This is a genomic window from Micromonospora sp. C81 (assembly GCF_018070425.1).
GTDB classification, from domain to species: Bacteria; Actinomycetota; Actinomycetes; order Mycobacteriales; family Micromonosporaceae; genus Micromonospora; species Micromonospora zamorensis.
This window is the reverse complement of record NZ_JAGPXS010000013.1, coordinates 47,944-60,561: the sequence shown is the minus strand read 5'-3', so window position 1 is coordinate 60,561 and position 12,618 is coordinate 47,944. Positions and strand designations below refer to the sequence as shown.

The window sequence follows — 12,618 nt, the reverse complement described above, 5'->3', positions numbered from 1 at the left end:
TAGCAACACGGCAGGTTGTATGCAATCTTCCCGCAGGGCATTGACACCGGAGGAGCACGGGCCTACTTTCCCAGCACAACCTGCTGTAACGACAGTCACAGACCTGTGAATTGCATGCAAAGAGACGTTGATTGAGGGGTTCATGAGCACTCCACTGCCGCTTGACGACATCCGGGTGATCGAGCTCGGGCAGCTGCTGGCGGGGCCGTTCTGCGGTCAACTCCTGGGTGACTTCGGCGCCGAGGTGATCAAGGTCGAGGACCCGGGTCAGGGCGACCCCATGCGGCAGTGGGGGCGCGAGAAGCCGTACGGCAAGTCGCTCTGGTGGCCGGTGGTGGCGCGGAACAAGAAGTCCGTGACCGCGAACCTGCGGACCGAGCAGGGTCAGGATCTGGTACGCCAGCTCATCGCGCGGGCGGACGTGTTGATCGAGAACTTCCGGCCCGGCACGTTGGAGCGCTGGGGCTTGGCCCCGGAGCGGCTGTGGGAGATCAACCCCGGCCTGATCGTCACCCGGGTGACCGGCTTCGGGCAGACGGGCCCGTACTCGTCACGTGCCGGATACGGATCGATCGGCGAGGCGATGGGCGGAATTCGGTACGTGACCGGCGACCCCGATCGCCCTCCGGCCCGGGCCGGCGTCTCTCTGGGAGATTCGCTGGCGGCAACATTCGCCTGCCTGGGCACCCTGGTGGCGCTGCACCAGCGCGGACGCACCGGTCGAGGCCAGGTGGTGGACTCGGCCATCTACGAGGCCGTGCTGGCGATGATGGAGTCACTCATCCCCGAGTACCAGATCGCCGGCTACCAGCGGGAGCGGACCGGAACGACCCTTCCGAACGTGTCCCCGAGCAACGTCTACCCGACGGCCGACGGCGAGATGGTGCTGATCGCGGCGAACCAGGACACGGTCTTCCGCCGGCTCGCCGAGGCGATGGGACGGGTCGAGCTGGCCACCGACGAGAAGTACGCCACCCACGGCGCCCGGGGCCGGTGGATGGAGCAGCTGGACGGCCTGGTCGCCGAATGGAGCTCGACGCTGGCGGCCGACGATCTGCTCGAACGGCTGCACGCCCAGGGCGTTCCGGCGGGCCGCATCTTCAGGGCCCGGGACATGCTCGAGGACCCGCACTTCGCCTCGCGGGAGGCGATCGTCCGGCTGACCCACCCCGGTCTCGGGGAGTTCGCCATGCACAACGTCGTACCCAAGCTCTCTGACAGCCCGGGCCGGGTCCGGCACGTCGGCCCCGAGCTCGGTGAACACAACGAGGACATCTATCGCGACCTGCTGGGGCTCGGCGACGACGCGATGGCGTCGCTGCGTTCTGCCGGCGTCATCTGAGGAGGAACCATGACCTACCGACTCGGTGTGGACGTGGGGGGAACGTTCACCGACATCCTGCTGATCGACGAGGCGACCGGAGAGACCTACCGGGCCAAGACCTCCTCCACGCCCGAGGACCAGTCCATCGGGGTGCTGCGTGGCATCGAGCGGGCCTGCGAGGCCGCCGGCGTGCCCATGTCGGACATCACTGAGGTGTTCCACGGCACCACGGTCGCCACGAACGCGATCCTCGAGGGCAAGGGCGCCCGGGTTGGGCTGGTCACCACCGACGGCTTCCGGCAGGTGCTCCAGATCGCCCGTTCCTTCGTGCCAGGTGGCCTGGCCGGCTGGATCATCTGGCCGAAGCCGGAGCCGCTGGCGGCGCTGGAGGACACCGTGGAGGTCGTCGGCAGGATCGGTGCCGACGGCGCGGTGGTGACCGACCTCGACGAGGCTGACGTCCGTACGAAGCTGCGCAAGCTCCGCGCGCAGGGCATCGAGGCGTTGAGCGTCAGCCTGATCAACTCTTACGCCAACCCGCAACACGAGCGCCGGGTGGCCGAGCTGTCCGCAGAGGAGCTTCCGGGCGTACCTGTGTCGCTGTCGTCCTCGGTGTTGCCGGAGCTTCGCGAGTACGAGCGGACCATCACCACCGTCGCGAACGCGGCCGTGCAGCCGCAGGTGGCGCGCTACGTGGCCAACCTTGAGGCGCAGCTGCGCGAGTCCGGGGTGGACGGCCGGCTGTGCATTCTGCGCAGCGACGGTGGTCTGGTCTCCGCGGCCGTCGCCGCGGACAACCCGGTGAACCTGCTGCTGTCCGGCCCTGCCGGCGGGGTTACCGGTGCGACCTGGGTGGCGGAGCAGGCCGGCTACCCGGACTTCCTGACCTTCGACATGGGCGGCACCTCCACCGACGTCGCCCTGGTTCAGGGGCTCACGCCGCGGGTGGGTCGGGAGACCACGGTCGGGGACCTCAAGGTCCGCGCCACCTCCGTCGACGTACGCACCGTGGGTGCCGGTGGCGGATCCATCGCCCACGTACCGCCGTTGACCCAGGCGCTCCGGGTAGGGCCGCAGTCGGCCGGCGCCGCACCCGGTCCTGCCGCGTACGCGGCGGGCGGTGAGCAACCGACGGTGACCGACGCGAACGTGGTGCTCGGCTACCTGCCCACCGAACTGGCCGGTGGCGAGATCACGCTGGACCGTGCGGCGGCACGAGCGGCGGTGAAGTCGATCGCCGACGCCACCGGTTTGGAGTCGGTCGAGGCCGCCGCCGCGGGCATCATCGACATCGTCAACGAGAACATGTTCGGGGCGTTGCGGCTGGTGTCGGTGCAGCAGGGCTTCGACCCGCGCGACTACGCACTGGTGGCCTTCGGTGGCGCCGGCCCGTTGCACGCCAACGCTCTCGGCAGACTGACCGGGGCCTGGCCGGTGATCATTCCGCCGTCGCCGGGAGTGCTGTGCGCCTACGGCGACGCGACGACCAATCTGCGCGACGAGTCAGTACGGACGTTGGTGCGCCGCTTCAACGAGATGACCGACGAGAGCCTTCGCGGGGTGCTCGCCGAACTCGCGGACAAGGCGTGCTCCACGCTCAGCGATCAGGGCGTACCCGAGGATGAGCAGCACGTCGTCTACTCCGCCGACCTGCGCTACCACGGACAGGGTTTCGAGATCCCGGTGGCAGTCGACATCGACGCCTTCGACGGGGCCGGCGGTGGGCTGGCCGCCCTGCGGTCGGCGTTCGACGCCGATCACCAGCGGCTGTTCTCCTTCGTTCTCGATGCCGAACACGAGCTGGTGACCGTCCGGGCCACCGCTCACGGTCCCCGGCCCCAGGTCGCCGCGCCCGAGCTGGAGCATGGTGACGCGGACCCGAGCCCCGCGATGCGGGCCCACCACCGCATCTGGGTCGAGGGCGCGGAAGTGGAAGCCGGCATCTACGACCGGGCCCTGCTGCGAGCGGGCAACGTCGTACCTGGTCCGGCGATCATCACCGAGATGGACTCCACCACCCTCGTGCTGCCCGGGCACACGGCTGCGGTGCACCCGAGCGGCAGCCTCCTCATCCGCCCCGCCGACACCCACCGGGAGAACTGACCATGGCACGCCTCATCGAGACCGCTACCGGACCGCTTCGCTCCGTGGATGTCGACCTGGTCACCATCGACCTGATCGAGAACGGGCTGCGCAACGCCCGCTACGAGATGGACGAGGTGCTCTTCCGGACCGCGCTGTCGCCGGGGATCCGTGAACAGCACGACGAGTTTCCGCTGATCGCCAACCCGGACGGCAAAATGATGGTGGGACAGTTCGGGCTGTCCATCCCCGACTTCCTGGAAAACTTCGACGGCGACATCGAGGAGGGCGACGTCCTGCTGACGTCCGACCCCTACTCCTGTGGTGCGGCGATCAGCCACGCGAACGACTGGCTCGTGGTGCTGCCCATCTTCTTCGAGGGCCGCATCGTGGGTTGGGCGGCGATGTTCGGGCACATGTCCGACGTCGGCGGCAAGACGCCGGCGTCGATGCCGACCGATGCCCGCACAATCTTCGAGGAGGGCGTGGTCATCCCGCCCTTCAAGCTGTACCGCAAGGGCGTGCTCGCCGAGGACCCCCTGCGGATCATCCTCAACCAGGTGCGGAAGCCCGACTGGAACCGCGCCGACCTCAACGGCATCGTCGCGGCGTGCCGGACCGCTTCCCGTCGGGTCCAGGAGATGTGCGCCCGGTTCGGGGTCGACACCTACAACTCCGCGCTCGACCAGCTCCTGGACCGCAACTACCGGGCGATGAAGGTCCTGCTCGGAGCGGTCTTCAAGGAGGGCGAGACGCTGTCGTTCACCGACTACATCTGCGACGACGGCCTCGGCTACGGCCCCTACGAGCTCAAGCTCAGCCTGACCCGCACCGGTGACAAGGTGCTGCTGGACTTCACCGGCAGCAGCCCGCAGGCGCAGGGTCCGATCAACTACTACATCAACGAGAACCTCGTCCGGATGTTCTTCGGCATCTACATGATCACCGTCGCCGACCCGCAGATCCTCTGGAACGACGGCTTCTACCCGCTGGTCGACGTCACGATCCCCGACGATTCGTTCTGGAAGCCCAAGTATCCTGCCGCCCTCAACGCGCGTAACCACGGGATCGGTCGCGTCTTCGACCTGTTCGGCGGCCTGCTCGGTCAGACGAACCCCGGGCTGCTCAACGCGGCCGGCTTCTCGTCATCGCCGCACTTCATGTATTCGGGCACCTATGGGCCGGGTGAGCGCAAGGGCGAGTGGTTCCAGCTGTACTCGATCGGATTCGGCGGGGTTCCCGGCCGGCCGGTGGGCGACGGCCCGGACGGCCACTCGCTGTGGCCGTCGTTCGTCAACATCCCGTGCGAATACCTGGAGTCCTACTATCCGCTGCGGATCGAACGCTGGGAGACCATCGCGGACACCGGTGGCGCCGGGCTCCATCGCGGCGGGAACGGCGTCGACGTGGCCTACCGGTTCCTGGAGGCCGGCACGATCGCGATCCACGACGACCGCTGGCTCACCTATCCGTGGGGAGTCAACGGTGGCGAGCCCGGTGCGCGCGGCCGCAAGTGGCTCGAACGCGCCGACGGCGGCACCGAGATCCTGGGCAGCAAGGTGCACGACGTGCCCGTAGCTCCCGGGGACGTGCTGCACTTCGTCACCTGGGGTGGCGGCGGGTGGGGCGACCCGCTCGCCCGCGACCCGGAACTCGTCGGCCTCGAGGTCCGCCGGGGCCTGGTCAGCCCCACGGGGGCCCGCCGCTTCGGCGTGGTCTGCGACGAGGCCGGCACCGTCGACGTCGCGGCCACCGAGGAGGTACGGGCCGAGCTGCGCCAGGGACGTCCGGACCCACTGCCCACGTTCGACATGGGACCGCCGATGGAGACCATCCTGGACCGGTGCCTGGAGGAGACCGGTCTTCCTGCTCCTCGGCCACCTGTCGCCCGATGAGCCCCGTGCCGGACAGCAGCGACGACGGATTCGGGGGCGCGCTCCTGCCCGGCGCCCGTCCCGCGGTGCTCGTCATCGACCTGATGCGGGCCTACTTCGACCCGGCCAGCCCACTGTGCCTGCCGTCCGCGGACTGCCTGCAGTCGGCTGGCCGGGTCATCGCCGCAGCCCGCGACCACTGGGTTCCCGTGCTGCACACCCGCGTCGCGTACGGGCCCGGCGGTGTCGACGGAGGCCTGTTCGTCCGGAAGGTCACCGCCCTTCAGCAGCTCTTCTCCGGCGGTGGCGCGATGGGTGAGCTGATGCCGCAGGTCTCCCCCGCCGAGGATGAACTGGTGCTGGTCAAGCAGTACGCCAGCGCCTTCTTCGGCACGTCGCTGGCCTCCACCCTGCGGGCGGAGCGCATCGACACCGTCGTGCTGGTCGGCGTGAGCACGAGCGGTTGTGTCCGTGCCACGGCGGTGGACGCGATCCAGCACGGCCTCGTCCCGCTGGTGGTCTCCGAAGCGGTGGCGGACCGCGCCCCCGGCCCGCACGAGGCGAGCCTGTACGACCTGCAAGCCAAGTACGCCGAGGTGATCAGCGAGGCCAGGGCCGTCGCGTACCTGTCGGAGGAGCGATGACAGTCATGGTCGACATCGTCGAGGTCTCGCCCCGTGACGGCCTGCAGAACGAGGCGACGCTACTCACCACCGCCGACAAGGTGGAACTCACCGAGCGGGCGGTACGCGCGGGAGCCCGGCGAGTGGAGGTGACCAGCTTCGTCAACCCCGCCCGCGTTCCGCAGATGGCGGACGCGGACGAGCTGATGGCCGCGCTCCCCCGCCACGACGGCGTCCGATACGCGGGCCTGGTGATGAACCGCCGCGGCCTGGACCGAGCTCTGGCCGCGGGGGTCGACGAGATCAACGTCGTCGTCGTGGCCACGGACACCTTCTGCGGCCGCAACCAGGGCATGACCACCGCCCAGGCCTGTGACACGGCCGCGGTGCTGGTGCAGGCGGCTCGCGAGGCAGGGGTGTTCACGACGGTGACGGTGGGTGCCTCGTTCGGATGCCCGTTCGAAGGCGAGGTCCCGCCGAACCGGCTGCGGGAGGTGCTCGCCCGGGTGCGGGACGTGGGTCCGGACGAACTGGCCCTCGCCGACACCATCGGAGTGGCCGTACCCTCCGACGTCACCGAACGGCTGACGCTCGCCCGGGAGATCACGCAGTCCCGCACACCGCTGCGGCTGCACCTGCACGACACCCGGCACACCGGCGTGGCCAACGCGGTCGCGGCAGTCCAGGCGGGCGTCACCACCCTCGACGCCAGCATCGGCGGAACAGGCGGGTGCCCGTTCGCACCTGCGGCGACCGGAAACGTCGCCACCGAGGATCTCGTCTACCTCTTCGACCGGATGGGGCGGCCCACCGGCCTGAATCTGGAGGAACTCACCTCGGCCGTCTCCTGGCTGCAACGGAGGCTCGGGAAGCAGCTCCCCGGCGCTCTGCTCCGGGCGGGCGGTTTTCCCGCCTGAGCCCGGCCCGGACGCTGGACAGCTGTCGCACGCCCGGCAGTGCGCCCCACCAGGTGGTGGGGCGCACTGCGGCGACGACCTACCGGTTGCCGCCCTGGTCGTGTGGGACGGTGACGGTGACGGTGCAGCCGACCGGCCGTCCGATCTCGTCATGGCCGGTGTACGTGAGGTGGTACACCCGGTCCCCCGCGTCGCCGGCTCGTTCGGCCCGTAGCCTGCCGCTCGTGTCCGGCGTGCCAATGGCGAATCCGCTGACGTCCGCGGCGTCACCCCCGGTCACGCTGGCCAGGGTGAACGCGTTCGGGCCGAGCACCCCGTCGTGCAGGTCCACGGTGACGTTGACGTCGACCAGCTTGTGGTTCGGCGGCCACAGGACCGGTCGGTCCGGCACACAATCGAGCTGCCGTACGGGTAGTGGGTTCGCCAGGGTTGCGGTGGCGTGTCCGATGGTCGCGGTGAGCCGGCCGCCGGCTTCGTAGTACATGTGCGCGGTACGCCCGTCGAAATAGAACGTCGGCGCGGCCGAGCGGCCGAGGTCGGGCGCGGCGGACATCGAGTCGTGCACGACGCCGAGGTGGATCTCCTGGTCGAAGTCCTGCCCGACGTCCACCGCGTGCATGTTGCCGTCGGCGGCGTGGTAGATCACCAGGTTGCGGTCGTCCCAGCGCAGGAAGAACGGTCCAGAGGCGTTCGGGCCTTCGATGCCCTGCGGAGTCACGATCGGTCCCGGCTGCATGGCCCAGGTCCGCGCGTCGTTGGAGACCGCCCAGCGGATCCGCCGCGACACTGGCCCGGTCGGTCCCGGCAGCGCAGCGGTCGGGTTGTCCATGAAGAGCATCAGGTACCGGGTGCCCAGGCGGGGCACGGACTGCTCGAACACCCGGGCGTACGAGGTCTCGCCGCCGGTCGTGTCGTCCCGGCTGACCGCCGTACCGCCGTAGCTGAAGTGGATGCCGTCGTCGGAGGTCGCGTACCGGGTGATGGAGTTCTCGCCGTGGAAGTAGAGGAAGAGCTTGCCCTCGCCCTCGATCCACACCGCGTGCGGCGAGGAGATGTGGCTGACCGTCGGGTAGTACGGCAGCCAGGTGTTGCCGATCAGGGGGTTGGCGACGTATTCGGTCCACGGACCGTTGATCGAGTCGGAGTACGCGAGGGCGATCCCACCGGGACGCTCGTGCGGTGCGTAGTACAGGTAGTAGGTGCCGAGCGGGTTGGGAAAGTAGTCGGCAGCCCGGATGACGCTCGGGAAGATGAACTCGTTCGTCGGGTTGTAGGCGAGGGTGCCCTTGTCGAACGCGGTGCCCTGGTAGGTGAACTGGGGGAAGTCGAGCGCGGCGTCGGCGGCTGCTGGCCGGGCGCCGGCCACGGCGGCGACGAGCAGGCCGGCACTGGCGGCCGCCAGGACAGCACGTCGGGACGACGGGGCGGATGGTCTCGTCATGCGGCTTCCTCTTTGGTCGGTCAGCTCGTCGGCACGAGTGGTGCGGCGTGACGCTGAGTAAGAACACAGGGGACACCGCTCGGTGGACACCTCTGGCATCACCGAGCTAATACGTATTAGCATCTATGTTTCTTGAATGCTGCGCGCTCGACCGCGTTTCTGTCAAGAGCCGGCTCGCCGCCCGCCCGGTCCGCCCGCGCCACCGCCAGCCGATCGGGAGCCCGGTCGCTAATGCGCATTAGTCCAGGGGGTTCATCTCCACGAAATGTTGCGGACACCCCTTGACACGTGCCGGCCCACCCACCAAGCTCCTTCCCAACGCCGAGGCTAATACGCATTAGCCCCACCGGAAGGACCCGACGTGACCGCTCCCCCTCGACGCGTCACCCAGCGTGACATCGCGCGGATGGCCGGTGTCAGTCAGGCGACCGTGTCGCTGGTGCTCAACAATCGGACCGACGCCGAGGTCCGCATCGCACCGGAGACCCGGGACCGGGTCTTGCGGGTCATCGCCGAGACCGGGTACGCCGCCGACCCCGTGGCCCGCCGCCTCGCCTCGCGGTACAACCGGATCATCGGCGTCTTCACGTACGAGCCCGCGTTCCCCAGCGGCAGCCGGGACTTCTTCCACCCGTTCCTGCTCGGCATCGAGGACTACGCCGAACGGTTCGGCTGCGACCTGCTGCTGTTCACCAGCGCGCCGGTGGTGGACGGCCGGCGACGAATCTTCCACCAGGACAACCGGCTACGTCTGGCCGACGGGTGCATCCTGCTCGGACGCGAGATCGACGGCGCGGAGCTGCACCGGCTCAACCGCGATGGATATCCGTACGTCGCCGTCGGGCGCCGGGACGACGCCGGCGGACCGGTCCCCTACGTCGGCGCCGACTACGCCTCGGCGGTGTCCCAACTCGTCGAGATCGCGCTGCGGCACGGTCACCGCCGCCTGACGTACGTGAGCGCGGGCACCACCGCGGAATCCTCCGAAGACCGGCGCCGCGGATTTCATGCCACCGCGGCGACCGCGGAGAGCGCGGGGCAGATGTCGGCGCTGGCCAGCGAGGCCGACGCCACCATCGACACCCTGCTGGCCGACGGGACCACCGTCGTCTTCGTCGAGGACTTCGCCACGGCGGTCGCGCTGCAGTCGGCAGCCCGTCGGCGCGGCCTGACCGTGCCCGGCGACCTGTCGATCGTGACCCTCGGCGACCCGACGGTCGCGGTCCCCACCGACATCACGTTCACCGGATTCCGCATCCCCCGCGAGGAGATGGGCCGGCAGTCGGTCGAGGTGCTGACGGGCGTCATCGACGGCAGCGCGGACGGCGTCCAGCAGCGACTTCTCCCCTGCGAACTCGTCGAGGGCATCACCCTCGGCACCCCTGATCCGGCGGTTGACCGGCGCTGAGCGGTCGATCGCGCAACTGGAAGGAAAAACGTGGTACTCATGCGTACGGACGTCCTCGTCGTCGGGGGCGGACTGGGCGGCGTCGCCGCGGCGCTCGCCGCGGCCCGGGCCGGCCGGTCCGTCATCCTGACCGAGGAGTTCGACTGGCTCGGCGGGCAGCTCACCAGCCAGGCCGTCCCCCCGGACGAGCACTCCTGGATCGAGCAGTTCGGCGCCACCGCCAGCTACCGGGAACTGCGTAACGGCATTCGCGACTACTACCGTCGTCACTACCCGTTGACCGAACGGTCCCGGGCCTGGACCGACCTCAACCCGGGTGCGGGTTGGGTGAGCCGGCTCTGCCACGAGCCGCGGGTGGCCGTCGCCGTCCTCGAACAGATGCTCGCGCCGCACCTCGGTTCGGGCCGTATTCGGGTGCTCCAGCCGTACCGGCCGGTGGCCGCGGAGACCGACGGGGACCGGGTGACCGGCGTTACCCTCGCGCACCGCGACCGGGACGAGCGGATCGACGTGGTCGCGCCGTACGTCCTGGACGCCACCGAGACCGGCGAGTTGCTGCCACTGACGGGCACCGAGTACGTCACCGGGTTCGAGTCGCAGGCGGAAACCGGTGAGCCGAGCGCCCCGGCCGAGGCTCAGCCGTTGAACATGCAGGCGGTGTCCGTCTGCTTCGCCCTGGACCACGTCGACGGCGACCACACCATCGACCGTCCCGCGGGGTACGACTTCTGGCGCGACTACAAGCCCGACTTCTGGGGTGACCGGCTGCTGTCCTGGAAGTCACCGCACCCGCGCACGCTGGAGATCGTCGAGCGCAGCTTCACCCCCAACCCGGACGACGACCCGTTGAGCGTCAACGCCGACCAACGCCTCAACCCCGGCGATGGCAACCTGTGGACGTTCCGCCGGATCGCCGCGCGGCGCAACTTCACCGACGGCGCGTACGGCAGCGACATCACCCTGGTCAACTGGCCGATGATCGACTACTTCGAGGGACCGGTCATCGACGTCCCGAACGCGTCGTGGCACCTGTCCAAGGCCCGCGAGCTGTCATACGCGGTGCTCTACTGGATGCAGACGGAGGCGCCCCGGCCCGACGGCGGCACCGGCTTCCCGGGCCTGCGGCTACGCGGCGACGTGACCGGCAGCGCGGACGGCCTGGCCCAGGCCCCGTACATCCGCGAGTCCCGCCGGATCCGCGCCGAGTACACAGTGGCCGAGCAGGACCTGTCCCTGGCGGTCCGGGGCGACCGCGGCGCGGTCAGCTACCCCGACGCGGTGGGCGTGGGCATGTACCGGATCGACCTGCACCCGTCGACCGGCGGGGACAACTACATCGACGTCGGCTCGTGCCCGTTCGAGATCCCGCTCGGTGCGCTGATCCCGCAGCGGATGGAGAACCTGCTGCCGGCCGGCAAGAACATCGGCACTACCCACATCACCAACGGCAGCTATCGGCTGCACCCCGTCGAGTGGAACGTCGGCGAGGTCGCCGGCCTGCTCGCCGACTTCTGTCTGGCGCAGGGCGAGTCCCCGCGTGCGGTCCGCAACACCCCCCGTCTGCTGGCTGACTTCCAGGACCGCCTCACCGCGGCCGGCGTGGAACAGCGCTGGCCACAGATCGCGGGCTACTGAACACACCCCCGTAAGGAGAACATTGTGAAAGCAGGAAAGGCCCTGCGCGGCGTCGCCGTCGCACTGGCCGGCACGCTCGCCCTGACCGCCTGCGGTGGCGGTGACGACGCCGACGACAGCGGCCCGGCGACACTGCGGATGACCGTCTGGTCGGCCAACGAGGCGCACCTCAAGTTGTTCAACGAGATCGCCGACGAGTACCGCAAGAGCCACCCGGACGTGACCGAGATCAAGTTCGATCCGCTGCCGTTCGACACGTACACCACGACCCTGACCACGCAGATCGCGGGCGGGAACGCACCGGACCTCGCGTGGGTGTTCGAGAATTCCGCCCCCGACTTCGTCACCTCGGGCGCGCTGCTGCCCCTGGACGACACCCTCAAGAAGGCCGAGGGCTACGAGTACGAGGACATCTCCCCCGCCACGCTCAAGCTCTGGCAGGACGACGGCAAGCTGTACGCGTACCCCTTCTCCACCTCGCCGTTCGGGGTGTTCGTCAACAACGACATGGTCAAGAAGGCCGGGCAGAAGACCCCGGCCGAGCTGATCGCGGCCGGCCAGTGGAACTGGGACAACGCCCTGGCAACCGCCGCGGCGGCGGCGGCGGACTCCGGCAAGGCCGGCATGGTCATCCGGGACTTCGACTACAAGGGCTGGGACAACCTGTCCACCTTCTGGACCGGATGGGGCGCCCAGGCGTGGAGCGAGGACGGCAAGTCCTGCGGCTTCAACAGCCCGGAGATGGTCGACGCGATGACCACCCTGCACAAGGCCACCTTCACCCAGAAGGCGCTGCCCGGTCCGGGCACGACCGCCGACTTCTTCGCCGGTGACTCGGCCATGACGGTCACCCAGATCTCTCGCGCCTCGCTGCTGAAGGACGGCGGATTCGGGTGGGACCTGGTGCCGCTGCCGGCCGGCCCGAAGGGGAACTACGCGGTGGTCGGCCAGGCGGGTGTCGGTGTCATGAAGAAGAGCCCGCACGCCAAGCAGGCGGCCGACTTTCTGGCCTTCTTCACCAACCCCACCAACTCGGCGAAGCTCGCCCAGTTCTTCCCGGCGCCCCGGCAGTCGCAGCTGACCGCCGAGACCCTCGCCAAGACGAACCCGAAGCTCAAGCCGGAGCAGCTGCAGAAGGTCGTCATCGACGGCATCACCAACGGCGTGGTCAAGCCCAGTCACTCCGGCCAGGCCGAGCTGAGCCAGCAGGTCCGCGCCGGGCTCGACCCGCTGTGGCAGCCGAACGCGGACGTCAAGGCCGTACTCGACGGCGTCTGCACCAAGATCCAGCCACTGCTGGCGAAGTAAGGCAAA

The 12,618-nt window shown here is 69.3% G+C and carries 9 protein-coding genes; 8 read left to right on the top strand and 1 reads right to left on the bottom strand.

All coding sequences use genetic code 11. From position 1 onward, the window contains the following. Nucleotides 1-142 precede the first annotated feature (142 nt). Genes KBX46_RS20880 through KBX46_RS20860 form a run of 5 tightly spaced genes read left to right on the top strand, consistent with a single transcriptional unit; the run spans nucleotide 143 to nucleotide 6,820 of the window. Nucleotides 143-1,342, top strand: coding sequence for a CaiB/BaiF CoA-transferase family protein (locus KBX46_RS20880; RefSeq protein WP_088949051.1), 1,200 nt, complete (start codon nucleotides 143-145; stop codon nucleotides 1,340-1,342). A gap of 9 nt (nucleotides 1,343-1,351) precedes the next feature. After that, nucleotides 1,352-3,427 (top strand): hydantoinase/oxoprolinase family protein, encoded by a 2,076-nt coding sequence (locus KBX46_RS20875; protein ID WP_247667900.1) that lies wholly within the window; start codon nucleotides 1,352-1,354, stop codon nucleotides 3,425-3,427. Between the two features lie 2 nt (nucleotides 3,428-3,429). Next, a complete protein-coding gene (locus tag KBX46_RS20870; RefSeq protein ID WP_210793745.1) occupies nucleotides 3,430-5,301 on the top strand; it encodes a hydantoinase B/oxoprolinase family protein in 1,872 nt (623 codons plus the stop codon). Then, on the top strand, nucleotides 5,298-5,924 hold the full coding sequence (locus KBX46_RS20865; RefSeq protein ID WP_210793744.1) for an isochorismatase family protein: 627 nt from the start codon (nucleotides 5,298-5,300) through the stop codon (nucleotides 5,922-5,924). Before KBX46_RS20870 ends, KBX46_RS20865 begins: the two co-directional genes overlap by 4 nt. Further along, complete coding sequence (locus tag KBX46_RS20860; RefSeq protein ID WP_088949055.1) at nucleotides 5,921-6,820, top strand: hydroxymethylglutaryl-CoA lyase; 900 nt, start codon at nucleotides 5,921-5,923, stop codon at nucleotides 6,818-6,820. The genes KBX46_RS20865 and KBX46_RS20860 overlap by 4 nt, the downstream gene beginning before the upstream one ends. A 79-nt stretch (nucleotides 6,821-6,899) precedes the next feature. On the opposite strand, the gene KBX46_RS20855 is transcribed toward KBX46_RS20860, so the two are convergent. Further along, nucleotides 6,900-8,261 (bottom strand): hypothetical protein, encoded by a 1,362-nt coding sequence (locus KBX46_RS20855; RefSeq protein WP_210793743.1) that lies wholly within the window; start codon nucleotides 8,259-8,261, stop codon nucleotides 6,900-6,902. A 361-nt stretch (nucleotides 8,262-8,622) separates the two neighbouring features. Between KBX46_RS20855 and KBX46_RS20850 the strand changes: the two genes are divergently transcribed. The 3 genes from KBX46_RS20850 to KBX46_RS20840 are packed head-to-tail and all read left to right on the top strand — an operon-like array spanning nucleotide 8,623 to nucleotide 12,612. Further along, the gene (locus tag KBX46_RS20850; RefSeq protein ID WP_210793742.1) at nucleotides 8,623-9,669 is read left to right on the top strand and encodes a LacI family DNA-binding transcriptional regulator; all 1,047 of its coding nucleotides are present in this window, start codon (nucleotides 8,623-8,625) and stop codon (nucleotides 9,667-9,669) included. 39 nt (nucleotides 9,670-9,708) lie between these two features. Next, a complete protein-coding gene (locus KBX46_RS20845; RefSeq protein WP_210793741.1) occupies nucleotides 9,709-11,304 on the top strand; it encodes an FAD-dependent oxidoreductase in 1,596 nt (531 codons plus the stop codon). Between the two features lie 24 nt (nucleotides 11,305-11,328). Next, the gene (locus KBX46_RS20840) at nucleotides 11,329-12,612 is read left to right on the top strand and encodes a sugar ABC transporter substrate-binding protein (protein ID WP_308159643.1); all 1,284 of its coding nucleotides are present in this window, start codon (nucleotides 11,329-11,331) and stop codon (nucleotides 12,610-12,612) included. Nucleotides 12,613-12,618: the final 6 nt, after the last annotated feature.